Source organism: Rhodococcoides fascians A25f, assembly GCF_000760935.2.
In the GTDB taxonomy this organism is placed as follows: Bacteria; Actinomycetota; Actinomycetes; order Mycobacteriales; family Mycobacteriaceae; genus Rhodococcoides.
In genome coordinates this window covers 1,800,879-1,827,500 of record NZ_CP049744.1, presented here as the reverse complement: position 1 = coordinate 1,827,500, position 26,622 = coordinate 1,800,879, and the positions used below count along the sequence as shown (strand labels likewise).

Genomic DNA, 26,622 nt, shown 5'->3' with positions numbered 1-26,622 from the left:
AACCCGCCCTGTCGCATCAGTTGGCCGCGTTGGAAACCGAGATCGGCACATCCCTTCTCGAGCGACTACCTCGCGGTGTTCGTCCCACCCCGACCGGCTTGGCAATACTCGCTGACGCCGGAGCCGCACTGGCAGCGGCCGATCGGGTGGTCGAGACCGGACGAGCCGTGGCCGACGGTTCTCGCGGACGACTGCGGCTGGCCTGTGTGGAAACGATGACAGTCCCGGTGGTCGCTCCGATCGTGCGCACGTGGGCCCGCAAGTATCGCAACGTCGACGTGGAGCTTTCCGAACACAGCAGCGCCGACGCCATCGCCGATTCCGTGACCGGCGGCGCATCCGACCTGGCCGTCGGCCCAGCGTCGGATCGATTCACCGGGCAGGTCACCGAAATCGGCACCGAGGACATCGTCGCGGTGATACCCGAAGGCCTCGACCTCACCGACGAGCCGAGCATCTCGTGGAACGACCTCCGCGGTAGACCGATGGTCCACTACCACCCGTCGAATGGACTCGGAGCGTGGATAGACGCCGAGGCCGCGGCGCACGATATTTTCCCGACGGTCGGCACACGTACTCGAAGCGCCACTACCGCAGCGCAATTGGCCCGCGCCGGCTTGGGAATTGCGCTGGTGCCGACGTCTGCTCTCCCTGACCGATTCGACGGCGTCGTCAAGCCCCTACAACCGAACCTACGTCGCACCGTGGTCGCAATGGTCGGATCGCCGAGTGACGCCTTGGTTCAGCGGTTCGTCGCCGACCTGCTCCGCCGCGGGATTCCAGCCGGCCCGCCGCGATGACATGCGTCCACTCGTCCCCACCAGCAACGACAACCCGAGCGACACCCCCCTCAGACGAACCGTCCCCCGCCGTCGACGTGCAGGGTGGTACCGGTGACGAATGTGTTGGTGAGTGCGAAGAGCACCGCGGCCACCACGTCGTCCGGCCGGCCGACCCGACCTGCAGGATTGGCTCGCGCTGTCTCGGCGAAGAACGAGTCCTTCCCTGCTCCCATCGAATCCCACGCGCCGGAATCGACGATGCCCGGCGACACCGCGTTGACCCGAATCGGAGCCAATTCGACCGCGAGCGCCTCCACGAGAAACGCCACGGCCCCGTTGGTCGTCGCCATCACCGAGAGACCGGGTGCCGGCTTCCACGCGGCCACCCCGGAGAAGAACAGTAGCGAGCCGCCCTCCGCAATACTCGATGCGAAATGCTTGGCCAGCACAATGGGCCCGATCACTTTCGCGTCGAACGCCTTTCGGATGTCGGCGACGTCGAGGTCGGCGACCGAACCGTTCGCGTGATCGGCCGCGAGACTCACCACGTGATCGACCGATCCGACCTCCGCGGCCGCTGCGGCGATCGATTCCTCGTCGGTCAGATCGACGATCACCGAGGTTGCCCTCGGACCCATCGCCGCGGCCGCGTCGTTCAGCACATCCGGACGTCGACCGGCGAGGATCACCTCGCCTCCCCCGTCGACGATCTCGGCAGCAACGGCCCGCCCGATTCCCGACGCTCCACCTATAAGCAGTACTCGCATGACACATCACCCTTCGCTCGATTGGTACCTCACCAGCCAAGCGAAGAGTTCACCGTCGGACAATCGTAATTACCTACTACTGCCATAAACGAAATCGATGGATCCGAGGCTACGATCCGCTGGTCGTCAAGCCGTCGTTGATCGCTGTGACGTCGAAGGCCAACGCGTCGAGCTGAGATGCCAACGTAGTTACCGTCAACTGCACCAGGTACTGCGTATCGACGCCTACCAACACGTACCGAGTCGTCACCGCTGCTTCGAGTTGCTGAGCGACGTAGGAACCCCGAATGAATCGCGACGGCCAACCGAGCCACGACGCTGCACTCGCCTCGCGCTCCACCCAGCCGGGCATCGCCCGCCCGTCTCCGAAACCCAACGCCATCAACGCTTCCGGATCGATCGTGCGCGAGAGAGCACCGACGAGAAGCACAGCATTGGGAGCGAATCCGTTCTCCACGAGATTCGGTTCCACGATCACCTGGGTGGCCCCGGGAAACTGTGCCGGATCGAGCGTCTGCCAGCCTGCAGGCACCGGCACGGTGATGCCCAGCTCTGCCGCCGCGGCACCGTCGAGCGGGGACACCCGTATCGCGTTCGCGTTCAAGTACTCGGCAATCGTGGTGGGTTCGGTCGGCTCCGGCGACTGGGCGTCGTTCACAGCATGGGCCTTTCGATGGCGGACGAATCACTGGCACGCCAGAGGCTACCTGCGCCGATCCGGGCCTCGACAATCGCTAGAGGCAGTGCCCCGCGGGAAGCCGATCACTGCGCGACTCCAGCCAATCACCGACCGCGTCGAGCATGGCGGTTCCGTCGGTGAACGAACCCGAATCCGGTTGCGCCGCAATCGCTACACCGACACGTCCAGCAACGGTGGTGACGATACCGACTTGTCGCACGACGTAGCCACCGTCCACTCGCGGTCCCCAGCCGCCTTTGAACGCTGCGTCGGACAGCTGCCCCAGACCCCATTGCTGCTCCGGCACAACATTGTTCATCATCTCGACCACGGGCCCCGCATCCGGAATGCACGACAAACCGGCCGCGAACGTCGCCTGATCCTGCGTGGACCATTCGGTCTGCCCGAACGCGCTGAATTCGGGACGGATCCGCTCCCGCTGAATCGTCGTGGCAGAGTCGCCGCCTTGCCGCAGAACCGACTCGACCGCGGCACCCGCAGCAGCGGAATCACCCAGCGAACCCCACAGCGCGTCGGCCGCCGCGTTATCGGAGCTTTCGATCGCCGCTGCGGCGTCGGCCAGAACCGCGTCGCCGCCATTGCGTAGAGCGGCGACGGCCATCGGTACTTTGACCGTCGACCACGCGACACCGGAGGTCCACGTTCCGAGCACGGTGGCCGGCCCGCCGCCGACCGGAACCAGAGCAAGGCCGATGGGGCCACCTGCCGCGGATTCGAGTACGCCGAACTCCTCAGCGAGATCGGCGACAGGCAACGGTTCGACCGGAACTGCGGTGCTCCACACTCCAGGGTCCGACGTCGGTCGGTCCGACCGGGGCATCGGCAGGGACGTCGACTCGGAGACCCTGGGCGTATCCGTCGCAGTGCCGTCGTCCGTGGCAATCGTGCAACCGGAGACCAGCAGTGCAAGCGAAAGTGCGACCGCGCAGAAGCTTCCGGTGCCGCGGTGCATCGACCTAGAAGAGGTAGACAACAGCGTTCTCGCCACCGGTGCACGTCACCAACTGCGCGGACGACACGCAGTTCATCTCGTACCGCTTGCCGGTGACAGGACTGCTGGCCACCACCGTTCTGGAATTACGATCCGAGCCGCCACGCGTGTAGGCCAACCGCACTTCCTCGGCGAACGGGCACGACGTTGCCGTCGACCCCACTGCCGAACCCCGAAGGCCGCCGGTCGACGCAACGGTGGCCGGGCAGGTCTGGGCACCCGCCGGCAGAGTTGTCACGCCCGATTCCTGTCCAGCCGTCGACGAGGAGCCCGGCACCGCGCCCGAAGCGCTGCCGTCGCTCTCCACCGACGGCGGTGCGGCACTCGCCGACGCCACGGCTGGACCGGCGTCGTCGCGCAGCGTCAACCAGGCGAACACTCCCCCGAGAATCAGTGCTACCGCCACCAGAACGGCAACGACGATCCAGAGACCGCCGTTTCCATTGCGCGGCGACTGCGGCGGACAACCCGCGAACACCGGCGGGAAGGGAACTGCGCCGGGCCCTCCCGACTGCGCTGCGACATTGGGCTGCGCCGCGACATTGGGCTGCGCCGCGACATTGGGCTGCATTGCGGCACGCGGCGGGCGAAGGGGACGACCGGACGGAGACGGGGAATCGGAAGACCCGGAGTCGGCAGTGTCCGGTGAATACCCCGGCGGTGGAATCACTCGATCGGACGGATTCGGCTGCGCGCCGTACTGCCCGTAGGCGCGCTGCGAGGGGTCCCCCGAACCTGGATAGCTCATGGTGTCCTTCTGCCGATGATGGGGCCAGCCTTTCACACAGGGTCGAAACGAGCAGACCGGACGTTACAGTCCGGCGCGGAGTGCGGTGAGTTCTTCCAGGTAGCGTGCGACCGCATCGTCGTCGTTGCATCCGAGGACACCATCTGCGACGGCAAGCACCGGTGCCGCGGCATTCGACGGACACAACGCCGTGCCCGCCCAGGCGAGCATCGGCAAATCGTTGCGCGCATCTCCCACTGCTGCAACCGAATCCGCCGATACACCCCACTGCTCACACAACTCGTGCAGCGCGCTTGCCTTCGAAACTCCCGCAGCGGACATCTCGATGTACGGCGCACCCGAGTGCGTCAACTCCACCCCGGTCAGGCCGGCCGCAGCGACGAGCTCGTATAGGGCCTCACTGCTTGTATCCCTGTGCCGGGCAACGATTTTGACCGTCGGCTCGACCTCGACCGACAAGCCGTGATCGGAGAGTTCCATCTCGTGGGGTTGCCGATGATGGTCGGCGAACACGCACAGTTCCGCATACCCGGCCTCTGCCACGAATCGAGTGGCACCGACGGTCGCGAAGGCCACGCCGGGTACGAGAGACCGCACAGCCGACTTGACCGACGCGACAGTGTCGGCCGGTACCGATCTGGTACAGACGATGTTCGGGGTACCGTCGGCCAGATCGAGAACCACGGCCCCGTTGGCCCCGATAGCCGTTCCACGGAATCCGCAGGACGCAGCGAGTTCGTCGATGGAGTGCCGCGCCCGTGCGCTCGCCCACACCACCCTTATCCCGGCGGCGTCGGCACCGGCCATCGCGTCGGCCGTGCGCGCCGAAATCGTTCGGTCCGAACGCAACAGCGTGCCGTCGAGATCGGTTGCGACCACAACGACGTCTTCGGCTCTCTTCACGTCACCGATACTGCCAGGTGTCGCTGCCTCAGCCGGCGACCAACGTCAGAACGGAAATCTCACTCGGTGCGAACACCCGAAACGGCGGACCCCAGAAGCCCGATCCGCGGCTGGTGTAGAGCTGAGTTCGGTCGCCATGACTGCTCAGTCCGTGTACGACCGGCTGATCCAGGCGGACCAACGCCGAGAACGGCCAGATCTGGCCGCCGTGCGTGTGACCGGACACCTGCAGATCGACACCCGCCAGGACGGCGTCGCCGATCTGTTTGGGCTGATGGGCCAGCAACAACACAGGCGTCGAGGGATCGGTACCTGCGAGAGCTCGAGGAAGATCGGCACCGTGGCCGGGCGCACCGGAACCCTTCGCCGTGGCGTCGTCGACGCCGGCGATGATCAGGGCATCGTCACCGCGATGGAGCACCACGTGCCGATTGTGCAGAGAGTTCCACCCGATGCTCTCCATGTGATCGAGCCACTCCTGCGCCTCGCCGAAGTACTCGTGATTTCCGGTGACGTACACGCGCGCCGATGTTGCGAGCATGGATTCCAGCGGTGCTGCCTGCTGTCGACGCCGATCGACCGAACCGTCGGCGATGTCTCCCACATGGGCCAACACATCGGGTTCGAGCGCATTGACCGCATCGGTCAATCGGTGCGACCACGTTGTCCGATCGAGCGGACCGAAATGTGTGTCGGTCACCAGAACTACTCGCAGACCGTCGAATCGAGGGCCGAGCCGATCGATCCGCACTGTCGTGTGCCGTACCCGCGGTGTGCGCATGGCCTCGTAGTGTCCCCACAGGGCAAGGACCACCACGATTCCCACGGTCGAAACCGACACGATCCGCGACCGCACCGGGTCGTCGACTCCGGCGAACCACAGGCCGAGCCGCAGCAGCAACGACAGCGCCGACCACACGAATGCGATCCAGACCAGACCGAGCAGCACGTCTCCCACGCGCGCCCAGGCATCTTTGCTTCGCCCCTCGGGACCGGGCCGGTGACCCATGTACATCGACGTGGGGAGCGCGAGGAACGCGGCGACCGCGACCGAGGTCCCGACGACCTGCACAGCCGATCCCCACTGTGCGCCCGCGAACACAACCGTCCACGTCGGCAGCGCGAAAAGTACCGCGCAGACCGAGAACACGACGGTGGGCACCACTATCCGGCGGCGACGCGAACGACCGGGTGAGGCCGACCGGTCGGGGTGCTGTGTCTGGTGATCTGTCATCGGCGGGCGCTACGGTCGACGCCGGGTGGTGTAGCCGCGGAGTCCGTTGAGCGGGAGTTCGTGCTCGGCGATCTTCTGGTCCTCCGATTCTTCGAGACCGACGCTCGTCTCGACGTCGGTCTTCTCGGGCTCCACCGGACTCTCGTCCGCCCCGTTCGACTCGGCAGCGCCGGACTCGGTAGTGCTGGACTCGGGCGGCACGACGCTCGGCGTGGTCTCGTCCGGAGCCGCAGCCTCCTCCCCTGCAGGTGATGTCGTTTCGGCGTCGGCCGTGTGTTCGGCTTCTGCGGGTGCCTGCTTCTCGAGCTTGGGCTGCGTGGATCCGTTGGTCATCGGCGATCGACTCGGCGTCGAAGACCCGTTCGGGTGTGCAGAGCTACGGGAGGCAGCGGACCCGCCGGATCCGTTGGTCGCGTGAGCACCGTTGGTTCCCGACCCGTTGGTCGGCGTCGTAGTCGATGTTTCTCGGTCTCCGGAGTTGGCCTCGGTCGGGATGTCGATGTGCGGCATGGTCCACAGGGACAACACCGACCGATGGTGCACCGAAGAGTCGTCGGTGGAGGAGGTGTCGAAGGCACCGGAATCGTCGAACTGCGAGGCCTCGAGCGGCACCGGCGTCCACGCTTCGTCGGAAGACGTAACGCCGTCCACCACAACGCTGTTGGGCTTGATTCCCAGCTGCGCCAACGTTGCCCAGAGACTTTCCAACGCCGCATCGCGGTCGAGGTAGTACTCCGATTCACGCACCCGCCAGAACGTCCAGCCGCAACGCTTGAGTTCCTGCTCACGCTGCAGATCGGCCAACCGCTGCGCCGAGGTGGACAGGAAGGTGTCGCCGTCGCACTCCACCGCCAGCCGCGAGGATTCCCCGGTGACCACGAGGCCCAGACGCCGATTGTTCACCATCACACCGGGATTGACGTGAAATCCACGTTCGACGAGGTCGCTCCACAGCTGCTGTTCGAGAAGCGTCTCGAAGGGTGCCGTCCGGACCTCACGTGAGACGTTCACCGGCATCGGGTCGGCCGGCGCGGGCGAAACGGAAGTGACATAGCTCAGCAACGAGTTGCGCAGGTCCGCTCGCTTGAGGCGGTCGACCGTCACCGAATGGAAGAGCCACAACTGATCCTGTGCCCGCGAGGCCGCCACGTTGAACCGCCGCTTGTACTGGTTGGCGGTGAGGGTGGCGAAATTTTGGTCGGGAGCCACCACCATCGAGAGAAACACGACGTTACGTTCGTCTCCCTGGAAGTCCGGCGGCGTGCCGACGCGCAGCCGCCGCTGCTCCCACTGTTCGATGCCGATGCGCTTGATCAACTCGTTGCGAATCTCGTCGACCTGCGACTGTCCTTGCAGCACAACGACGCCGAAGGTCAAGTTGTCGTACGAGGGATCCTCGAGGCAGTCGGCGATCTGTTGAGCGATCGCAACGGCCTCGGTGCGGTTGACGAGCGACGCATTCTTTCCGGTCACCGTCGCACCGCGAACGTACGTGTGCCGCAACGGCGGTAACCGATCCGCCCCGAATTGCCGCACGGGAACGAGCGGTGAGTCTCCGTAGAACTGCTGGCTCGACCAATTGATGATCTCGGGCATCGACCGGAAGTGCTCGCGTAACCGCACCACCTGGCCGAACCTGGTGCGCAGCATGGAGAACAGACTCGACCTCGGCGTCAGAGTCGCCCGTACGTGTTCGGGTAGATCGGGCAGGTAGACGTCCAAGCGATCGAACACGTCCTCGAGGGTGCCGGTCTGCATGACGTCGGCGGGGGCGCACTGCCGGTCGTCACCCACCACGATCACGCGAGGCGCGAGATACAGCAGGAAGAGGCTGGTGATGTCGGCCTGGCTGGCCTCGTCGACGATGACGACGTCGAAGCTACCCGGTACCGGCGGAATCGACGACAGCACCTGCGAGAGCGGCATGACCCAGGCAGGCACCGCGCTCTGCGCCTCGCGCATCGCCGATCGTGCTGCACTGCGGTAGGTTTCGGCGTACTTGCCGGCCCCGGATCCGATGCTGGAGATGTGCTCGCGGTAGGTCTGCAACGCACGGACCTCGACGGCTGTCATGCGCTCGAGACTGTTGCGCCACGCACTCGCGGCAGCGAGACGGGTAGTGAGATAAGCGATATCGGTATCGGCAGCGGCCAATTCCGCTTCGAGTTGCTGTTCGAGACCGCCATGATGCTGCTCGCCGACCCACTCGCGAGCACGACGCCACGCCCAGGCCTTCGACATCTGCCAACTGAGCTCGTCCCATTCGAGGTCGGCGGCGGTGTCCTCGACCAGATCGAACAGGGCGGGTGCCACCGCGGACAACGACGCCGACATCGATTCGAGCAGGAGTTGATCTTCTTGCTCGGCACATGCCTGCGAATACGAGGCAACGGCGGCAGCCAATTCCACCGGATCGGCGGTGCTCAACGCACTCACCAGGGTCGAGCCCTCGGGCGACGGCCCGGCATCGATGCGAGTGGCGACCGAAAACTGCAGGGCCTCGAGTTCGGCACGCGCGGCGTCGATGTCCGCTCGCTGGGCGATGGCGTCGGCAGCTCCGGCGACCTCGTGAGCCTCGGCCAGGCTTCGAATCCACGGTGCCGCAGGGGAAATGGCGTAGAGACGGTGCACCAGAGCGTCACGTGCGGACACCACCTGCGCCACCAGGCCGAGCCGATCGGCGATGCGCGCTACGTCGTTCACACGAATCGAACGCGTTCCGTCGAGCGGAACGATGATCGCAAGGTCGGCCAGCAGCACCGCTGCGCTCTGCACGGAGTCCAGCGCGCGGAGGTGTTCGGCCACCAGACGCGCCGCCATCGCCGTTGTCGCGGGCTGTCCGTCGACCGTGGCCACGATGTCGAGAGCCTCGACGGCTTTCTGTTCCTCGCTGCGACGGAACCGCGGCTTCCATTCGACACCCGACTCCAGCGCTCCGGCGAGCGCATCCATCGCCGCCAGCGCCGCCGACGAACTCGACGAACACTGCACGTCGTGTGCACCGACGTAGCGATCCGACGCAGCTGCCGTCTCCACCATCAGGTCCAGTCCGCTGACCCGGGACCACAGGTGCGCGGCTTCGCCGGACAGCACCGAATCGGTCAGGCGCGAATAGGAATCGTCGAGTTCGACCACCGCTCGAACTCGGGCGGCAAGTTCTTCGCACAGTTGCCTGATCTCGGCGGACACCGCCGGCTGCACGCCGTCGAGCAGCGCGATGAGGGACTGGGCCTGGGGCGAGACAGCGTCGATCTGCGCGCCTGCACGCTGGCAGAGCGCCGCGAGTTCGGCCGAATTCGGCAGCATCGTCTCCGGGCGGGGCAGCACCTGGCGAGAGCGCAGCTCACGATTCTCGTCCGAGGTCGCGATCAACGTGCGCAAACGATCGACCTGGGCACCGTCGAGTGGTGGCCGGTCGGCCAGCAGCGGGCCCGGCAGCCACTCGTGTGAGCTCTCGGCCGCTTTGACCTTGCGCACGATCGACGACACCGTGCCGTCATATCCGTCCGAAACATACTCGTGCACAACAGTTTCGGACTCACGGAGCGCGCTGACGCGGTCCAGCAGCTCGGCTCGCCGAGCAAGAGCCGCCGCACGCTGCGTCGTCAGCGCCTCGATCTTCTGCACCTCGCTGGCCTCGTCGAACGAGGTCTTGCGTTCGGCTATCTTCGCGACGCTGCGGTTGAGCTCGTCCGAACCACCACGGGAGAGGTCGGTGATGGACACGCAGAGCTCCTGCAGCTCCGGCGGCAGTTTGTCACGCAGCACCCGCAAAGCTTGTGACTTTTCACTAGTCACCAAAACCCGCTGACCGCGCGCCAGCAGACCTGACATCAGGTTCGCGATGGTGTGGGTCTTGCCCGTACCGGGTGGCCCCTCGACCACGACACCGCTGTCGCGTCCGAGACGTTCGATGATCTGCGACTGCTCCGCGTTCGCCGGCAACGGAAACAGAGGATCCTCGGCCAGTACCGCCGACTCACCCGCTCCGGTGCGCTCGAGCCACGCCAACCGATCGGCCGGTTCGATGGCATCGACGAGCTGCGCGAGACCCAGCGGTACCGGGGAGTCGGCGAACTCGAGATCGGCGATCATCTGCTCGTAGTACTCGACCAACGCAAACGAGTTGCGGGTACGGAGCACGAGGGCAGGCGAGATGGTCAGTGTTCGGTCGTCGTCGATGTAGGCGAGAGCTCCGGGCGGTCCGACCCGATCGAGTACCTCGATCTCGTGCCGCGGAACTCGCGCAGCCCAGGTTCGGAGGAACTGCTCCACTCCGGCTCCGACGGGCGAGGTGACCGAGTCGTGAAGTTGCTGCGCCAGGTCAACCGATCCGGAAGTATCGAATTCGTTCGAGCCCGTCAGCAGCTGCCCGTCCTCGAGCCGCGGGGTTGTGTTCGCCGCGAGACGTACCAGCAGGTCACCGGTACGAACATCCCGCTCGATGTTGGCCGGCTGCGTGACCAGGTGGGTGCGCACACTGCGCTGCGGATCGACGTTGCTCGACGTCAGCAACCCCGACGCCACCACCAGTTCGATCGACTCGGGCCGCGACGCAAGCTCTTGCATCATCAACTGCAGGGCCTGGTAGATCGCAGCCTGGGGGCGCCGCTCCCGGTCCTCCTGCGCCCATTCCTTCCACGACTGCGAGTACTCCTCGAAAGCCTTCTTGATCTCGTACGCCTTGCGGATGTCGAAGTCGGCATCGGATTCCTGCGCCTCCGCACGACGGCGGGACGTCACCGACGCCGCATCGGCCAGCTCCAGCTCGCGGTAGCGGCTGTCGGCGACGATCTGAGGATCGAGCCACCCCGACAGCAGCTCGGGAGGTGCGGGCGGCTCGTCGACCGCGATGCGCGGCGCACGGAGCACCACGCCACCCTGCTTGGCCAGCAGGTCGAGCTGCATGGGCACGTCACCGGAATGCACCCACTCGACCTGGACGTGATCGTCGAATCGCAGCACAGGGTTCGATCTCGCCTCGACGATCTCGCGAAGGAAGCGCAGCAGGCGTTGCACCCTGCTCTTGAGCTCGTCGTCGTGTTCACGACCGGTAGCCGCTGCAGCCGTCACAGTTTCCCCACAGATACTCGAATGGTCGTCCCATTTCAGGGACAGTGCTTGCGCACCCCGGCCACACTAGCCGCTCGACAGCAGTTGTTCACCGCGTGCTGAGCACACAGAATGCGTTCTAGTGCCCGGTCACAAAGTCCGAGTTTCGGTGGCCGTATGCACCACAGCGGAACACCCCGCTCCACTCCCTCGGCGCCCGCTCGAATCCGCACGATCACGCGAGTTCCGCAGCGGGGTGAGATTCGCAGGTTCATCCGCACGGAACCGTGCGCACAATGACGTATAAAGACTGAATGCCTGCTGCGCCGGAGTCCGATGGCGACCTTCCGAATCGGGAGCTGCCGATCACCCCACGCGGGCTACGAACTCGATCCTCGCTCGTCGCGGCCGCACGACGCGTCTTCGAGGAGAGCGGATACCTGGACTCCCGACTGATCGACATCACCCGCGCTGCTCGGTGCTCCGCCGGAACCTTCTACACGTATTTCACCAGCAAAGAAGAAATCCTGGCCGCGGTGCTCGAACAGGCCAGGGACGACATGCTGCACCCCGGTACGGAACGGGTGGATCCCCGCGAAAACCCGGTAGCCGTGATCGCAGCGAGCAATCGCGCATACTTCGAGGCGTACCAGCGCAACGCGAAGCTGATGGCCCTGCTCGAGCAGGTCTCGAACATCGATCCCGAATTTCGCCGGCTACGCCGCGAGCGCGCCGACGCCTTCGTCAGACGCAATGCTCGCAGCATCGAGAGCCTGCAGAACCGAGGCCTGGCCGACACCGAACTCGATCCACTTCTCGCCTCCCGAGCCCTCTCTTCGATGATCAGTCGGCTCGCGTTCAATCACTTCGTCGTCGACGCCGCCGGCGGTCGGGCCGCGGCGGACTACGAGGGTCTGCTCGAGACCGCGACGAGGCTGTGGGTCAACGCACTGCGGCTGCCGTACACCGACGACGGGGACGCCGAGTGAGGGCTGGATGCGCGACGTGTCGGCTAGCTCGAGGGGGCTCGGCCGAGTTGTACCCACCGGTAATGTACTCGCCGGTAGGAACGTGGGTGTCCGAACAGCGAATTAGCTGTTACGCCAACGCTACTCGCGGGTACGAGAGTGTTACTGCCCGGTAGCACCGTCCGAAGGGAGTCGAAATAGGTTGTCACAGAGGATAATTCCGATCTTGGTGATCAATCACACTCACGCCGAACGTCGTTGGCGATGCACGGGGGCGCATTGCAGTTAGAATAGGTCGGTCGGAGTGCTGCATGAGCGTAGGAGTGGAGCCTGCGGAACGACCCGATGACACATGAACGGACATGCTCAGCACCAATCCACGTTCCATCGAGAGTGCACCGACGAAGTGCGCCCATACCGAGCGAAGAGAGATACGTTGTTCAAGCGGATTGCAGTAGTCAACCGAGGCGAGGCAGCAGTACGGCTGATCCGAGCCGTCCGAGAGCTCAACGCCGAACACGATTACGGCATCCGCACCGTAGCGCTGCACACCGAGGCGGAGAAGCGGGCCATGTTCGTCCGCCAGGCCGACGAGGCCGTCACGCTGCGTAAGCCCGCAAGCGGCTCGGCGTACCTCGACTACAGCGTCCTCGAGGCGGCGCTGGTGGAGTCCGGTGCCGACGCGGTGTGGGTCGGCTGGGGCTTCGTCGCCGAGGACCCGACGTTCGCAGATCTCGTCGCCCGACTGAACATCACCTTCATCGGCCCGTCCGCGGACGCGATGCGTCTGCTCGGCGACAAGGTCGAAGCGAAGATCCTCGCCGAAAAGGTCGGCGTCCCCGTCGCACCGTGGTCCGGTGGACCGGTCGAGACCCGCGCCGATGCCCGTCGTCACGCAGCGGCGATCGGCTACCCGCTGATCATCAAGGCCCGCTCCGGCGGCGGTGGCCGCGGTATCCGCAAGGTCTTCCACGAGGACGAACTCGAACTCTCCCTCGAACGCACCCAGGGCGAGGCCGAGCGTTCGTTCGGCGACCCGGTCGTCTTCCTGGAGCGTCTGGTCACCGATGCCCGCCACGTCGAGGTACAGGTCATCGCCGACAGCCACGGCAACGTCTGGGCTCCGGGTGTGCGCGACTGCTCGATCCAGCGCCGCAATCAGAAGGTCATCGAGGAGTCCTCCTCGCCGCTGCTGACCAAGGAACAGGCCGATCAGCTCCGCACCGCGTCCGCCGAGCTCGTCAAAGCCGCCGGCTACCAGGGCGCAGGCACCGTCGAGTACCTGTACCAGCCCGAGCAGAAGATCTTCACGTTCCTCGAGGTCAACACCCGCCTCCAGGTCGAGCACCCCATCACCGAGTACACCACCGGCATAGACCTGGTGAAGCTGCAGATCCTCGTCGCCGACGGTCAAGCACTGCCCGGCGAGTGCCCCACCGAGTTCGGTCACGCCGTCGAGGCCCGCCTCAACGCCGAGGACGCCGACAACGGCTTCGCGCCGGCCCCCGGCACGGTCGAGCTGCTCAAGTTCCCGCTCGGCACCGGCATCCGCGTCGACACCGGTATCGCCCAGGGCGACGTGATCCCGCCCGACTACGACTCGATGGTCGCCAAGGTGATCGCCTGGGGCCGCGACCGCAGCGAAGCTCTCGCACGGTTGCGGAACGCACTACGCGAGACCACCGTCGTCATCGACGGCGGCACCACCACCAAGTCGTTCCTGCTGAGCCTGCTCGACCGCGAGGAAGTCATCTCCGCCTCCGCCGACACCGGCTGGCTCGACCGCACCGAGGCCGGCTCCCAGGTGGGCCCGACGGCCGTCGCGGACATCGCCATCATCGCCGCGGCCATCGATGCCTACGACGCCGAGGAGGGCCGCGAGCGCACCGCGTTCCTCAACTCCGCTCGCGGTGGTCGTCCGCGCGCCACCCATGCCATCGGCCGCACCGTCGAACTGAACTACCAGGGCCAGGCCTACAAGATCGAAGTAGGCCAGACCGGCACGCACCGCTACAGCATCGACGGAGATGCCATCGGGGAGTTGCAGGTCGACGTCGAACGCCTCGGCACCTACGAGAGCCGTCTGGTCATCGGCGACCGTCGCTACCAGGTCGTCACCGTCGCCGGAGCCGCCCACTTCCTCGTCGAGGTCGACGGCATCAGCCACCAGATCTCCCAGGACGAGGCCGGGCTGGTCCGCGCACCGGCCCCCGCCGTCGTCGTCGCCGTCCCGGTCGCCGTCGGAGACGACGTCGAAGCGGGACAGACCCTCGTCGTCCTCGAGTCGATGAAAATGGAAACTGCCGTCCGGTCCCCGTACGCGGGCACCGTGCGTGAGGTGCTGGCCTCGGTCAACGGACAGGTCGACGCGGGAGCGGCCCTGCTGCGCGTCGATCAAGCCGGTGAGCAGAAGGTCTCCGAGCAGGCACCGCGCGTGCAGTTCCGTGGCATCGACGACGCCGCGCAGCGCTCGCCGCAACGCCGCGCCCTGGACCGCCTCGACGAGCTCGCAGCACTCATCACCGGTTTCGACGTCAGCGGAGCCCGCGCACGAAACCTGTTGTCCACCTACGAGACTCTGCGTGCCGACGTGCCGCGGAACGACTCGGAGCTCGTCGGTGCCGAACTGTCGTTGCTGAACACATTCGCCGATATCTGCGAACTCTCGCGCAACCGACCGACGATGGACGAGGAGAGCAACGACGAGCGCGTCCACTCCCCTCGCGAGCACTTCCACTCGTTCATGCAGTCGCTCGACGCAGACGTGCAGGGACTGCCGGAATCGTTCCGGGGCAAGCTCACTCGCGCCCTGGCGCACTACGACGCCGCCATCGACGAAGGTCGCACACCCGAGCTCGAAGAAGCCGTCTACCGCGTCTTCCTCGCCCTGCAGCGCATGGAGAACCAGGTTCCGGTCATCGCCGCTCTGCTCGGCCACTGGCTCAGCGATTGCTCGGAACAACCCGACGCCACCCCGGCCATGGCCGAGGTACTCGAACGACTCATCGGTGCCACCCAGGCCCGCTACCCCGTCATCGGCGACGTCGCCCGCAACCTGCGCTTCCGACTGTTCGACGAGCCGCAGATCCGCACCGCACGAGAGAAGATCTACGACGGAGTCCGCGGCAGCCTGCAGTACCTCGCCGAGAACCCCGACGCCGCCGATTACTCGGCGCGCGTTGCCGCTCTCGTCGCTACCCCGGAACCGTTGATCGAGCTGCTGGCACAACGGATCACCGATCCCGGTGCCCTGCTCGAGGTGATCACCCGCCAGTACTACGAGATCCGCACCCTCGAAGACGTCAAGGCCTTCGACCGCGACGGCAAGCACTTCGTCACCGGTAACTTCGAGCTCTCGGGCGAGCGACTGCACCTTGTCTCCACGGCTACCGACTTCGATTCTCTCGCAGCCACTCTCGACGCTGTCGAGGACATCGCCGGGCCGTCACCGGAGCACCTGGCCGTGGACCTCTACCTGTCCTGGCCGGACGCGCCGACGGACGGCGACGCCCTCTCGGAACAACTCCAGGCTGCACTGGCCGCGCACCCGAGCACCGGCCGCTGGCGTCGCGTCACCGTGACCGCCTTCGGATCCGCGACCCGAAAGATGACCTACCGCCGCACCACGGTCGAGGGATCCGAGCCCCTCGCCGAGGACACGATCATCCGGGACATGCACCCGCTGACCGGTCAGCGACTGGACCTGTGGCGACTGAAGAACTTCGACGGAGTTCGCCTGCCTGCCAGTGCCGGAACGTACCTGTTCCACCTGACGTCGAAGGCCAACCCCTCCGACGAGCGACTGGTTGCCCTGGCCGAGATCCGCGGTGTCACAACACAGTTGGATGACGCAGGCAACATCGTCGCCGTACCCGAGATCGAACGCACCGTCGCAGCCTGCCTCGACGGAATCCGCCGCGCCCAGGCCGGACGCGGCAAGAAACGCCTCGACGCCAACCGCGTCGTGCTCTACGTCTGGCCGGTACTGAACGTGCCTGCCGACCGCATCGCCACCATCGCCCGGCACATCGCGCCGCTGACGATCGGGGCAGGCCTCGAGGAGATCACTCTCATCGCTCGCCTGGCCGAAACACCCGGCGCAACACCGCGCGAGGTCGCGTTGCGCCTGTCGTATCGATCCGGCGCAGGCATCGTCGCCAAGATCACCCCGCCGCCGACCGAGCCGATGCGTCCACTCGACGAGTACACCCAGAAGGTGCAACGCTCCCAAGCCCGCGGCACCGTGTACCCGTACGAGTTGATTCCGTTGCTGAGCAGCAACGGTGGCACGTTCACCGAGTACGACTTCGACGCCGACGGCGTACTCGCACCGGTCGATCGTCCGTACGGCCGCAACACCGCAGGCGTCATCGTCGGTCTCGCGACCACACCGACCGCCAAGTACCCCGAGGGCATCACCCGCGTCGCACTGTTCGGCGACCCGACCAAGGCACTCGGCACCGTCGCCGAAGCCGAGTGCTCGCGGATCGTCGCGGCCATCGACCTCGCCGAGCAACTCGGCGCACCTGTCGAGTGGTTCGCATTGTCCTCCGGTGCAACGATTTCCATGGAATCGGGCACCGAGAACATGGACTGGGTCTCGCGCGGCCTGCGTCGCATCATCACCTTCACCCAGGCCGGCGGTGAGATCAACATCGTGGTCGCGGGCATCAACGTCGGCGCACAGCCGTACTGGAACGCCGAAGCCACCATGCTCACCCACACCAAGGGCATCCTGGTGATGACCCCCGACAGTGCGATGGTGCTCACCGGAAAGCAGTCCCTGGACTACTCCGGTGGCGTCTCGGCCGAGGACAACTTCGGTATCGGCGGCTACGACCGCGTCATGGGCCCCAACGGCCAGGCGCAGTACTGGGCACCGAACCTGCGGGCCGCGTGCGACATCCTGTTCGCGCACTACGACCACGCGTATGCGGCTCCGGGAGAACGCTTCCCACGTCGAGCAGCCACCGCGGACCCGACCGAGCGCGACGTGCGCACCTACCCGCACGTGCACCCGTCGAGCGACTTCACCACCGTCGGCGACATCTTCTCCTCGGTCACCAACCCCGACCGCAAGAAGCCGTTCGACATTCGCACCGTGATGCGCGCCGTGGTGGACCAGGACCACTCGGTGCTCGAGCGTTGGGCCGACATGGCCGACGCCGACACCTCCGTGGTGTTCGACGCCCACCTCGCCGGAATCCCGGTGTCCGTCATCGGTATCGAGTCACGGGCCATCCCCCGCAAGGGCTGGTTCCCCTCCGACGGCCCCGATCAGTGGACCTCGGGCACCCTGTTCCCGAACTCGTCGAAGAAGACCGCTCGCGCCATCAACGCCGCCAGCGGAAGCCGGCCGATCGTGGTGCTGGCAAACCTCTCCGGCTTCGACGGATCACCGGAATCGCTGCGCAACATCCAGCTCGAATACGGAGCCGAAATCGGCCGCGCCATCGTCAACTTCGACGGACCGGTCGTGTTCTGTGTCGTCTCGCGCTACCACGGCGGCGCGTTCGTGGTGTTCTCCGGAGCGCTCAACGACAACATGGAAGTCCTCGCCGTCGAGGGGTCCTTCGCCTCCGTACTCGGCGGTGCCCCGGCAGCAGCAGTGGTGTTCACCCGCGACGTCAACGCCCGCACCGCAGCCGACTCCGAGGTCAAGGAACTCGAAGCACGACTGAACGCAGCCGAGGACGACGCCACCCGCTCGGCCCTGCGCGTCGAGCTCGGCACCGTGCGAGCGAACGCCCGCAACGCCAAACTGGGTGAAGTGGCAGCCGAATTCGAGGCCATCCACAACATCCAGCGCGCGCAGAACGTCGGATCGGTGCACCACATCGTCCCCGCCGCCGAACTGCGCCCGCAGCTGGTCGCCGCCATCGAACGCGGAATGGCGCGGTCGCTGGCAAAGTAGGGCCTGGCTCGACGCAAACGCGCGCGCGTTTGCTGGATGCTCGCGGAATGGTTACCCATTCCGCAAGCGTCTGGCGAATGCGCGCGCGTTTGTCGGTTCAGGGGAGGTTGTACTGAGGAATCGTGGCCACGATTCCGGTGCACTGTCCCGTGAAGATGGTGAGCGCGCAGGCCTCCCACAACCGAGACAGATCCGAAATCGCTCCGCTCGAGCTACCGGTGCTTGCGCTTCCGGTATCGGCTACCGCGACCGCAGGCGATGCTACGGCGATGACTGCGGCTCCCAACACGACAGCAATACGACGCTTCACGCTGTACTCCTCTTCGATTCCGTCGAACACGTTCCGAACGCGACGCTAGTCTCGCGCCCGAATCGTCACAATCGTCCGAACGAACGATTCGAAGCCCGTCAGACCTCGAGTACGCGGGCGCTGACGAAGCGCCTGGCCCCACCGGTCAGCGGGTCCGTGAAGTTCAGTGCCCGGGCGAGGAGCTGCAAGGGTCTGGTGAAGTCATCGGCCGGAACCGAGGTGAACACCGGATAGTACGGGTCGTTCTCGATCGGAATTCCCAACGAGGACAGGTGAATCCGTAGCTGATGGGTCTTGCCCGTCTCGGGAAACAGTCGATAGCGGGCGCGATCACCGAACGTTTCGACGAGTTCGATACGCGTCTCGCTGTTCGACTCCCCCGGCTCCTCGTACGCCGTCATGACCCCGTGCTCCTTGAGTATTCGACTCCGTACGATGCGCGGAAACTGCAGCGCCGCATCGAATCCCGCGATCGCCTCGTATTCCTTGATGACGTTTCGCGTCGAGAAGAGTTCCTGATACGGCCGTCGGGCATGCTTGGTCTTGGTGAAGAGCAGCACCCCAGCGGTGGCACGATCGAGTCGGTGCGCCGGCGTGAGGTCGGGGCAGTCGAACTGGTTGCGTAACCGCACGGTCGCGGTTTGGGTGACGTGCCGACCACGCGGGATGGTGGCGAGGAAGTGCGGCTTGTCGACCACCAGCAGATCGTCGTCCTCGTGCAGGATGCCGATCTCGAACGGAACCGAAACCTCTTGCGCTGGCACGCGATAGAAGTACACCTGACTGCCTGCGCGGTACCGCGTCGCGTCGGAGATCGGTCTGCTCTTCTCGTCGACCACTTCGGCGTCGCGCATGGCCCGCCGCCAGTCGTCCTCGGGCATCTCACGTTCCAGATACTCCGCGATCGTGGTAGCCGGATCACCATGCGGTAGAAGCAGTCTCAGAGGCGCGAGACCGTCCCGAAAAGGCAGCATCACTCAGGCGCAATCGAGACAGATCAACCGCAAACCACGGCCGGCATCACCGTCGAAGTCCTGATACCGCGACGTCGGATTGCCGCAGGCACTGCACCGACCGATGACGGCGGTGTGGTCGGAGAAATTCTGCGCCATCCGCTTGTCGAAGACGAACAGCGAGCCCTCCCAGAGCGCGTCGTCACCGAAAGTCTCTGCGTATCGGACGATTCCGCCGTCGAGCTGATAGACCTCCTCGAACCCACGGGCCACCATCAGCGAAGACAGCACCTCACACCGCACTCCTCCTGTGCAGTACGTGACCACCGGGGACTTCTTCAGATGGTCGTACGCACCGGAATCGAGCTGCGAGACGAAGTCCTTCGTCGTCTCGACGTCGGGGACGACAGCATTCTTGAACTTTCCGATCTCGGCTTCGAAAGCGTTGCGGCCGTCGAAGAAGACGACGTCGTCGCCCCGGGAATCGACGAGCTCGTGCACCTGCTCCGGGCTCAGATGAGTGCCACCGCCGACCACGCCGTCGGCGTCGACCTTCAGTTCCCCGGGGGCTCCGAACGTGACGACCTCGTCCCGGACTCGGACGGACAACCGCGGGAAGTCGTTGCCGAGGCCGTCGGACCACTTGATGTCGGCCGCATTGAAGGCCGGATAGCTGCGGGTGCCGCGGACGTACCTCTTGACGTCGTCGACGTCGCCGCCCACCGTCGCGTTGATGCCGTGTTCGGAGATGAGGATGCGTCCGGTCAGGTTGTTCGACGCGGCCAGCGACTGTTGCCACAGCCTGATCGCTTCGGGATCGGGCAGCGGAGTGAACACGTAGAACAGGACGATTTTCGGTACAGCCACGCTGTCCAGTATGGCGTGTCAGCCCAATGGTGGCGCTGCCGCCCGAACGCGCTGAGTGCCGGAGTCGACGGTGAAGCCCGCTCCCCAGTACACCGCGGTCTGCGGATCCTCCTTGGCGGTGAGGAACCAGTGGTCCATCCGAGCCGCCGTCTTGGTGACCTCGAAGACGCCGAACCCGTGGCTGTCGAGGTCTACGAACTTCACGTGGTGGTTGAGTGCCTTGAATGCTTCCTCGGCGACCCGGCCCAGCGTGTGCGGCGGAGCTTGCGTCAGATCGTCGATGTTGGCCGAGCTCACCGAGGTGACGACCAGCTCGGTGGCAGCAGGCTCCGTCGTTGCGTAGTGCGCCGCGTCGAGAGGCACCTCGCAGGCCCAGGCCGAGTGGATGTCGCCGGTGATGAAGACCGTGTTGTCGACGCCTGCATCGACGATCGCTCCGAGCAGCTTGCGGCGGTCGGCGGTGTATCCGTCCCATGGATCGGCGTTGTAGGGCAGACCGCCCTCGGGAATGCCGAGCAGCGAGGTGACCGCCCTGGCTGCGTCCCGGTCGAGCGGCGGGATCAGGGTGGGCGTGATCATCACCGGATTGCCGACGATCTTCCACTGCGTCGGCGACGAGACGATGCCGTCGGTGAGCCACTGCATCTGCTCGGCACCGGTGATGGTCCGGTTCGGCGAATCGACCTCGGGGCCGTTGAACGGCAACACCTGCTGCGAGCGGTAGGTCCGCAGGTCCAGCATCGAGAGTTCGAGCAAGTTGCCGAACCGGAGCCTGCGGTACAGGTGACGGTTGGTCGCGGTTCCTGCCGCGCGTACCGGCATCCACTCGTAGTAGGCCTGCTCCGAATTGGCCTTGCGCGTGTACCAATCACCCTCGGTGGCCGGAGTGTGGTTCTCGGCGCCGCCGTCGTACGCATCGTTGGCCGACTCGTGGTCGTCCCACGTGCAGATCCACGGGACGTCGACGTGGGCGGCCTGCAGATCCGGGTCGGACTTGTACTGGCCGTGCCGCTGGCGGTAATCGGCGAGCGTGACTATCTCGTGCGTGGGCGAATGCTGCCGCACGACGCCGTCGCGCCCCGGGAAGCCGCCCGTCTCGTACTCGTAGATGTAGTCGCCGAGGTGCACGATGGCGTCCAAGTCCGTCCTGGCGGCCAAATGCCGGTAGGCACCGAAGTAGCCCGACTCCCAGTTGGAGCACGAGACGACGCCGAATCGCATCGCATCGATGTCGGCATTGTTGGCCGGTGCGGTGTGCGTGGTCCCGACGGCCGATGCCGCGTCGCTCGTCCGGAAGTCGTAGAAGTACGTGGTGCCTGCGCTGAGGGCGTCGACGTCGACCTTGACGGTGTGATCGGTATCGGGGCCGGTCGAGACGGTGCCGGAGGAGACGACGTCACCCATGTCTGCACTACGGGAGATCCGCCACGTCACCGACACCTGCGGGCCGACGCCGGAGCCCGGGGTGGCGTCGGGCGTGGGGGTGATGCGGGTCCAGAGAACGATCGCGTCGGGTAACGGATCTCCCGATGCGACGCCGTGGAGGAAGCCTCGGTCGCTGCCCTGTGCGTGAGCAGTGGCAGGCAGTGTCGTGGCGACTCCGGCCACCGCGACGGCCACCGACGACGAGCGAAGAAACGTCCTTCTGGAAAGCGCAGACTCAGCGTGCATCGGGTCAGTCCATGCGATGGATGGTCGGTGGTCAAGTAAGGCGCGCCTGGGTCGGCCACAGTGTTCACCAGCCGGCCATGCTCCGGACGCGGGTTTGCCTTCGTCGCTGCGGGAGAACACTCCGATAATGGACGCTCTGTGGTTGTTCGGTGATCAGCTCGGCCCGCACTTCCACTCGGTGGACGAGCATGCCGAGCGAGACGTGCTGATGATCGAGTCCCGTCGCGTGTTCCGGCGTCGGAGATACCACCGGCAAAAGCTGCACCTCGTGTTGTCGGGGATGCGTCATCTGGCCGACGAGCTGGGTGATCGCGTCACCTACCTGCAGACCGAGACGTACCGCGAGGGGTTGGCCGAGTACGGCAAGCCCGTGGTGGTGTACGAGCCCACCTCGCACGCGGCGGAGAAGTTCGTCGCCGCCTTGCACGAGGAGGGCCTGGTCTCGGAGATTCTGCCGACGCCGATGTTCGCGCTTCCCCGGGCAGAGTTCGCCGACTGGGCGGCCGAGCGTGGGACCTTTCGAATGGAGACGTTCTACCGCGAGCAGCGCAAGCGATTCGACGTGCTGATGGACGGTGCCGATCCCGTCTCGGGGAAGTGGAACCTCGACGCCGAGAATCAGTCGCCACCGCCGAAGGGACGGCTGACCCTCGGTGTGGAGGAACCGTGGTGGCCGACCGAGGATGCCGTCGACGATCAGGTGCGCGCCGACCTAGACGAGTGGGACCTCGACACCGTCGGAGTCGACGGGCCCCGAGTGTTCGCGGTGACGGCGGCCGAGGCGTCGGACGCGTTGGCGCACTTCGTGAATTACCGCTTGGACGACTTCGGCAAGTACGAGGACGCGGTGATGGCCGATGACTGGACGATGTCGCACTCACTGCTCTCGGTCCCCCTGAACCTCGGCCTGCTGCAACCGCTGGACGTGGCGCACGCTGCCGAGGACGCCCATCGAGACGGCACCCCGCTGGCGAGCGTGGAGGGTTTCGTTCGGCAGATCCTCGGCTGGCGCGAATACGTGTGGCACCTGTACTGGCATCTGGGGCCGGAGTACCTCGAGCGCAACAAACTCGAAGCCCATGAGCCCCTTCCGAGTTGGCTGACGGAGTTGGACGGTGATGCCGTGGTGGCGAAATGCCTGTCCAGCACCGTCGACGGCGTACGCGACCGCGGCTGGGTGCACCACATTCCTCGACTGATGATTCTGGGAAACTTTGCGCTGCAACATGCTTGGGACCCGCGAGCGCTGACCGACTGGTTCGCAACGGCTTTCGTCGACGGGTTCGCCTGGGTGATGCCGGTGAATGTGATCGGCATGAGCCAGCACGCGGACGGCGGAGTGATCGCCACCAAGCCCTACGCCTCGGGCGGGGCGTACCTCAATCGCATGACCGACTACTGCAAGCCGTGCGAATTCAACCCGAAAAAGCGACTGGGCGACGACGCATGCCCCTTCACCGCCGGCTACTGGGCCTTCGTACACAGGCACCGCGAGATGTTGGCGCTCAATCACCGCACGGCGCGTCAGGTGTCGTCGATGAACCGATTGAGCGACCTCGAGCAGGTGTTGGAACAGGAACATCGGCGCGAGGTGTACTGACGCGTCGGATGCCTGCACCGCGGATTTCCGAACTTCGAGAGCGTCGCACTCGGTGACGGATCGCCGCGTCGGTCCGATGGCCGTACGTTGGGCGAATCTGCATGCGCAAGAGATGAACCGCCACGAAGACACCCAAGTAACGCCAGCGGCGGATGGGAACGAGTTGGTGCTGGTCGATTACGCGTCAGAAATCGAATCAGTCACCGCGCTGCTCGGACTGAAATCGCTGCGGCGATCACCATCTGGAAACGGGCTCCGTAGCTCCTACCACAGGCTACCGACAGGTCCCGCTTCACGAATCCTTATGCACGGCAGTAGTTTTCGATTCGACTATCATTGCCACTCGAACGCACGTTCGATACACTTACCCCATGACCACAGAGATCTGGCAACTGAGCGAGGCAGAACTCCTCGCCGACGCTGCTGATGTCTCCCACCAGATCCAGTTGATGGAAGCCCGGCGCATCGCTCTCGTCGGCGAGATCGACACCCGTGTGGCCCGCGAGAAACTCGGATTTCCCGGACCCGCCGGCTGGCTGACCTCCACCACCCTGCTCACCCCCAGCAAAGCGACCAAGATCGTTGCCCTCGCCCGGGGACTGAAGAACTTCCCCGATATCGCCGACGCCGTGAACACCGGTGTCATGTCCGTCGACCATGCCGCGTTGATCCTCGCCTTCGCCGAAACACCACCGAAGAACCTCCCGCAGGAGGGTCGCGATATCGCGCGCAAAGCGATGATCACCGCCGCCACCGGACCCGGCGCGCGCACCGACCGCATCCGTGAAGCGATCACCAAACTGAAAGACACCTACGGTGGCAACAAGCCACCACCCGAGGACACCGACCGCAACGAACTCTTTGCCTCGAAGACCTTGAACGGGCGGTTGGCGTTGAAAGGTGATTTCGACGCGATCACCGGAGAAAAACTCCTCGCCGCTCTCTCGCCCCTGACCGAACCTCGACCCGCGGCCGACGGCACCCAGGATGAACGCAGCCCCGCTCTACGCCGCGCCGACGCGTTCGGACACATCCTCGACCGCTACCTCGCGTCGAGTAATCGCCCCACCGAGGGCGGCGAAAAACCGCACGTCAACCTGCACATCAGCCTGAAAGATCTCACCGACCTCCGCGGCACTGCAGCAGGCGCAGGCTCCGGTGACAGCGGCAGCGGCAGCGGCAGCGGCAGCGGCAGCGGCAGCGGCAGCGGCAGCGGCAGCGGCAGCGGCAGCGGCAGCGGCAATGACGAGAACACAGGTACGGCAACCAGATCCGATAGCGCGAGCAGCAGCACCAGCGGCGATGATGCTGATGGTTGTGACAGTGGACCGGCCTCCGATCGGGGCGCATATCGCGATCTGTTCGGCGACGGCACCACCGTCGGGTGGCTGCCCTGGATGGGACCGCTCTCCCGTGAGACGTCCCGGCAGCTCGCCTGCGATTGTCTTCTCACCGCGATCGTCATGGACGAGAACGGATCGCCGATCAACCTCGCCCGCACCGCCCGCACCGTGAACGCGAAACAGAAGCGGGCCCTCACTGCACGCGATCACGGGTGCGCGTTCCCTGGTTGCGGCAAACCCGCAGCGTGGACCGAGGGTCATCACATCTGGCATTGGACCGACGGTGGACCCACAGACATGAACAACCTCGTCCTCCTGTGCGGATTCCACCACCGACTCATCCACCACAGTGACTGGGAAGTGTTCATCGCCGCCGACAACCACCCGTGGTTCGTCCCACCCGCCACCGTCGACCCGTACCGAGAACCCCGACAATCCCACGCCCGAGCCGGCCCCCACATCGCGTAAGCCCACACAAACAATCCAGCCCCGCACCGAGAACACGGTGCGGGGCTGGAAGAGGTTGTTCGACAGATTGATTCGAGTGAGTCCAGTATGCCGTCACCGCAGTGATGCAACACAACTTCGAGCACTGTTCAGGCTACGGCTGCCAGGTCATCGGAACACAGGCTGCCAGATCGACCGTGGACTTTCGGCGGTGGGCCCGAGTCGCGTGGAGTCGAGACCATGTTGTCCCGCTGCGCTCAATTGACCGACGACGTGCCGGCGTCGAGCTTCGCGACAGCCTCGTCGATCATCGGCACGTATCGCTCCAGTGCCCACGGCACCGTCAGGGGATTGATGATGGACGACCCCGTGACGAACGACTGATCCGTCGGCGCAACGACCGAACCCCGGGACACAGCCGGAATCTGCTTGTACGCAGGCTGATTCTCGGTGTCGGTACGGTTCTGGGGGTCCGAGTAGAACGTGAAGATCAAGTCGGAATCGTTCAGCAGATTCGCATTCTCCAACCCGATGACCGACGAGTCGGTGCCCTCGGTCTCGTCGAGCGTGTTCACTACCGGATCGACCTGCAACCCGAGACCGCGAACCATCGCGACGCGCTGTTCGTCGGCGAGAAACACGCCGAGCGTGCCGGGGCCGGTGTTGTAGATGTACGAAAAGCTCACGTCCGCGTACTCGGGATGCTGGGCGGCGGCGTCCGCGAAGCGGCTCTCGATCTTGTCGATCTCCTCCGCAGCTTTCTCCTCCTCACCCATGGCCTTGCCGATCACGGTGATCTGGTCTTCCCAGGTAGTCGTCCACGGCTGCTCCTCGTACGCAACCACCGGGGCGAAGGCACTGAGCTTGTCGAACTGATCCTGCGTGATGCCGGACCACGGTGCCAGGATCAGGTCCGGTTCGAGCGCCGCGACGGCCTCGATGTTCAATTCGGTACCGCCGGTGAACTGTTGGGGAAGTTCGGCACCCAAGTCCGTCACGGCGTCGTGCACCCACGGCAGATAGCCGGTGTCGTCTGCACCCCACGAATACTCCTCGACACCGACCGGGACGGTGCCCAGCGCGATCGCGGTTTCGGCCGAGCCCTGCCCGAGAGTCACGATGCGCTCCGGCTTCTCGGTGATGACCGCCTGCCCCAAAGCCGAATCGATCGTCACGGACGCGAAGTCACCGCCGTCGGCGTTCTGCGTATCGGCGGTGTCGCTGCTGCCACATGCGCCGACCACGAGGACCGACACGGCGAGCGCGGACAGCGCGGAGAACCGTCGAACAGACCGACCGGCCGTTGGAGCAGAAAACATGGTTACCTCTCGATAAGCAAAGGGACGTTAAAGTTAGACTAGGCTAACCTCTT

General features: G+C 65.4%; 17 protein-coding genes (1 of these 17 cut by a window edge). 5 read left to right on the top strand and 12 right to left on the bottom strand.

What is annotated here, in order from left to right; translation table 11 throughout:
• Positions 1-800, top strand: partial view of a LysR family transcriptional regulator gene (locus BH93_RS08780; protein WP_037178075.1) — the 3' portion only. 88 nt of this gene lie to the left of the window's left edge; the window shows 800 of its 888 coding nt (coding positions 89-888); its start codon lies off the left edge, out of view; the stop codon is at positions 798-800.
• A gap of 50 nt (positions 801-850) precedes the next feature.
• Here BH93_RS08780 and BH93_RS08775 read toward each other — a convergent pair whose 3' ends face one another.
• The 7 genes from BH93_RS08775 to BH93_RS08745 form a co-directional block, all read right to left on the bottom strand.
• Positions 851-1,549 (bottom strand): SDR family oxidoreductase, encoded by a 699-nt coding sequence (locus tag BH93_RS08775; protein ID WP_037177756.1) that lies wholly within the window; start codon positions 1,547-1,549, stop codon positions 851-853.
• A 109-nt stretch (positions 1,550-1,658) separates the two neighbouring features.
• Positions 1,659-2,207, bottom strand: a complete 549-nt coding sequence (locus BH93_RS08770) for an LpqN/LpqT family lipoprotein (RefSeq protein WP_052065912.1) — start codon at positions 2,205-2,207, stop codon at positions 1,659-1,661.
• A 76-nt stretch (positions 2,208-2,283) separates the two neighbouring features.
• Complete coding sequence (locus tag BH93_RS08765; protein ID WP_052065910.1) at positions 2,284-3,201, bottom strand: hypothetical protein; 918 nt, start codon at positions 3,199-3,201, stop codon at positions 2,284-2,286.
• Between the two features lie 4 nt (positions 3,202-3,205).
• Positions 3,206-3,988: a hypothetical protein gene (locus BH93_RS08760; RefSeq protein WP_155291135.1), complete on the bottom strand. Its 783-nt coding sequence runs from the start codon at positions 3,986-3,988 to the stop codon at positions 3,206-3,208.
• A 63-nt stretch (positions 3,989-4,051) separates the two neighbouring features.
• Positions 4,052-4,891 (bottom strand): HAD family hydrolase, encoded by an 840-nt coding sequence (locus BH93_RS08755; RefSeq protein ID WP_037177753.1) that lies wholly within the window; start codon positions 4,889-4,891, stop codon positions 4,052-4,054.
• A gap of 28 nt (positions 4,892-4,919) precedes the next feature.
• Complete coding sequence (locus tag BH93_RS08750; protein WP_037177751.1) at positions 4,920-6,125, bottom strand: metallophosphoesterase; 1,206 nt, start codon at positions 6,123-6,125, stop codon at positions 4,920-4,922.
• A gap of 9 nt (positions 6,126-6,134) precedes the next feature.
• Positions 6,135-11,198, bottom strand: coding sequence for an AAA domain-containing protein (locus tag BH93_RS08745; RefSeq protein WP_052065906.1), 5,064 nt, complete (start codon positions 11,196-11,198; stop codon positions 6,135-6,137).
• Positions 11,199-11,491: 293 nt separating this feature from the next.
• Here BH93_RS08745 and BH93_RS08740 point away from each other — a divergent pair, with 293 nt between their 5' ends.
• On the top strand, positions 11,492-12,166 hold the full coding sequence (locus BH93_RS08740) for a TetR/AcrR family transcriptional regulator (RefSeq protein WP_037177748.1): 675 nt from the start codon (positions 11,492-11,494) through the stop codon (positions 12,164-12,166).
• 415 nt (positions 12,167-12,581) lie between these two features.
• Positions 12,582-18,059, top strand: a complete 5,478-nt coding sequence (locus tag BH93_RS08735; protein WP_037178064.1) for an ATP-binding protein — start codon at positions 12,582-12,584, stop codon at positions 18,057-18,059.
• A 97-nt stretch (positions 18,060-18,156) separates the two neighbouring features.
• Here BH93_RS08735 and BH93_RS08730 read toward each other — a convergent pair whose 3' ends face one another.
• The 4 genes from BH93_RS08730 to BH93_RS08715 all read right to left on the bottom strand — a co-directional run bounded on the left by BH93_RS08730 (position 18,157) and on the right by BH93_RS08715 (position 21,860).
• Positions 18,157-18,369: a hypothetical protein gene (locus BH93_RS08730; RefSeq protein WP_141215851.1), complete on the bottom strand. Its 213-nt coding sequence runs from the start codon at positions 18,367-18,369 to the stop codon at positions 18,157-18,159.
• Positions 18,370-18,467: 98 nt separating this feature from the next.
• Positions 18,468-19,343, bottom strand: coding sequence for a pseudouridine synthase (locus BH93_RS08725; RefSeq protein WP_037178047.1), 876 nt, complete (start codon positions 19,341-19,343; stop codon positions 18,468-18,470).
• 3 nt (positions 19,344-19,346) lie between these two features.
• Entirely contained in the window at positions 19,347-20,189 is an 843-nt protein-coding gene (gene trhO, locus BH93_RS08720; protein ID WP_037177743.1) for an oxygen-dependent tRNA uridine(34) hydroxylase TrhO, read from the bottom strand.
• An 18-nt stretch (positions 20,190-20,207) separates the two neighbouring features.
• Positions 20,208-21,860, bottom strand: a complete 1,653-nt coding sequence (locus BH93_RS08715; protein WP_037177740.1) for an alkaline phosphatase D family protein — start codon at positions 21,858-21,860, stop codon at positions 20,208-20,210.
• A gap of 127 nt (positions 21,861-21,987) precedes the next feature.
• On the opposite strand from BH93_RS08715, the gene BH93_RS08710 reads away from it, so the two are divergent.
• Both BH93_RS08710 and BH93_RS08705 read left to right on the top strand, forming a co-directional pair.
• Entirely contained in the window at positions 21,988-23,460 is a 1,473-nt protein-coding gene (locus BH93_RS08710) for a cryptochrome/photolyase family protein (RefSeq protein WP_037177738.1), read from the top strand.
• A gap of 371 nt (positions 23,461-23,831) precedes the next feature.
• Entirely contained in the window at positions 23,832-25,271 is a 1,440-nt protein-coding gene (locus BH93_RS08705; protein ID WP_165712666.1) for an HNH endonuclease signature motif containing protein, read from the top strand.
• Between the two features lie 236 nt (positions 25,272-25,507).
• On the opposite strand, the gene BH93_RS08700 is transcribed toward BH93_RS08705, so the two are convergent.
• Positions 25,508-26,569 carry an iron-siderophore ABC transporter substrate-binding protein gene (locus tag BH93_RS08700; RefSeq protein ID WP_037177735.1) on the bottom strand — a complete coding sequence of 354 codons (1,062 nt, stop codon included), beginning with the start codon at positions 26,567-26,569 and terminating at the stop codon, positions 25,508-25,510.
• Between the last annotated feature and the right edge of the window lie 53 nt (positions 26,570-26,622).

Bases quoted from the DNA above. Each gene is read 5' to 3' on its own strand.
- BH93_RS08705 (WP_165712666.1), top strand. From the start codon at position 23,832: ATGACCACAGAGATCTGGCAACTGAGCGAGGCAGAACTCCTCGCCGAC.
- BH93_RS08725 (WP_037178047.1), bottom strand. From the start codon at position 19,343: ATGCTGCCTTTTCGGGACGGTCTCGCGCCTCTGAGACTGCTTCTACCG.
- BH93_RS08740 (WP_037177748.1), top strand. From the start codon at position 11,492: ATGCCTGCTGCGCCGGAGTCCGATGGCGACCTTCCGAATCGGGAGCTG.
- BH93_RS08750 (WP_037177751.1), bottom strand. From the start codon at position 6,125: ATGACAGATCACCAGACACAGCACCCCGACCGGTCGGCCTCACCCGGT.
- BH93_RS08765 (WP_052065910.1), bottom strand. From the start codon at position 3,201: ATGCACCGCGGCACCGGAAGCTTCTGCGCGGTCGCACTTTCGCTTGCA.
- BH93_RS08715 (WP_037177740.1), bottom strand. From the start codon at position 21,860: ATGCACGCTGAGTCTGCGCTTTCCAGAAGGACGTTTCTTCGCTCGTCG.
- BH93_RS08760 (WP_155291135.1), bottom strand. From the start codon at position 3,988: ATGAGCTATCCAGGTTCGGGGGACCCCTCGCAGCGCGCCTACGGGCAG.
- BH93_RS08710 (WP_037177738.1), top strand. From the start codon at position 21,988: ATGGACGCTCTGTGGTTGTTCGGTGATCAGCTCGGCCCGCACTTCCAC.
- BH93_RS08700 (WP_037177735.1), bottom strand. From the start codon at position 26,569: ATGTTTTCTGCTCCAACGGCCGGTCGGTCTGTTCGACGGTTCTCCGCG.
- BH93_RS08775 (WP_037177756.1), bottom strand. From the start codon at position 1,549: ATGCGAGTACTGCTTATAGGTGGAGCGTCGGGAATCGGGCGGGCCGTT.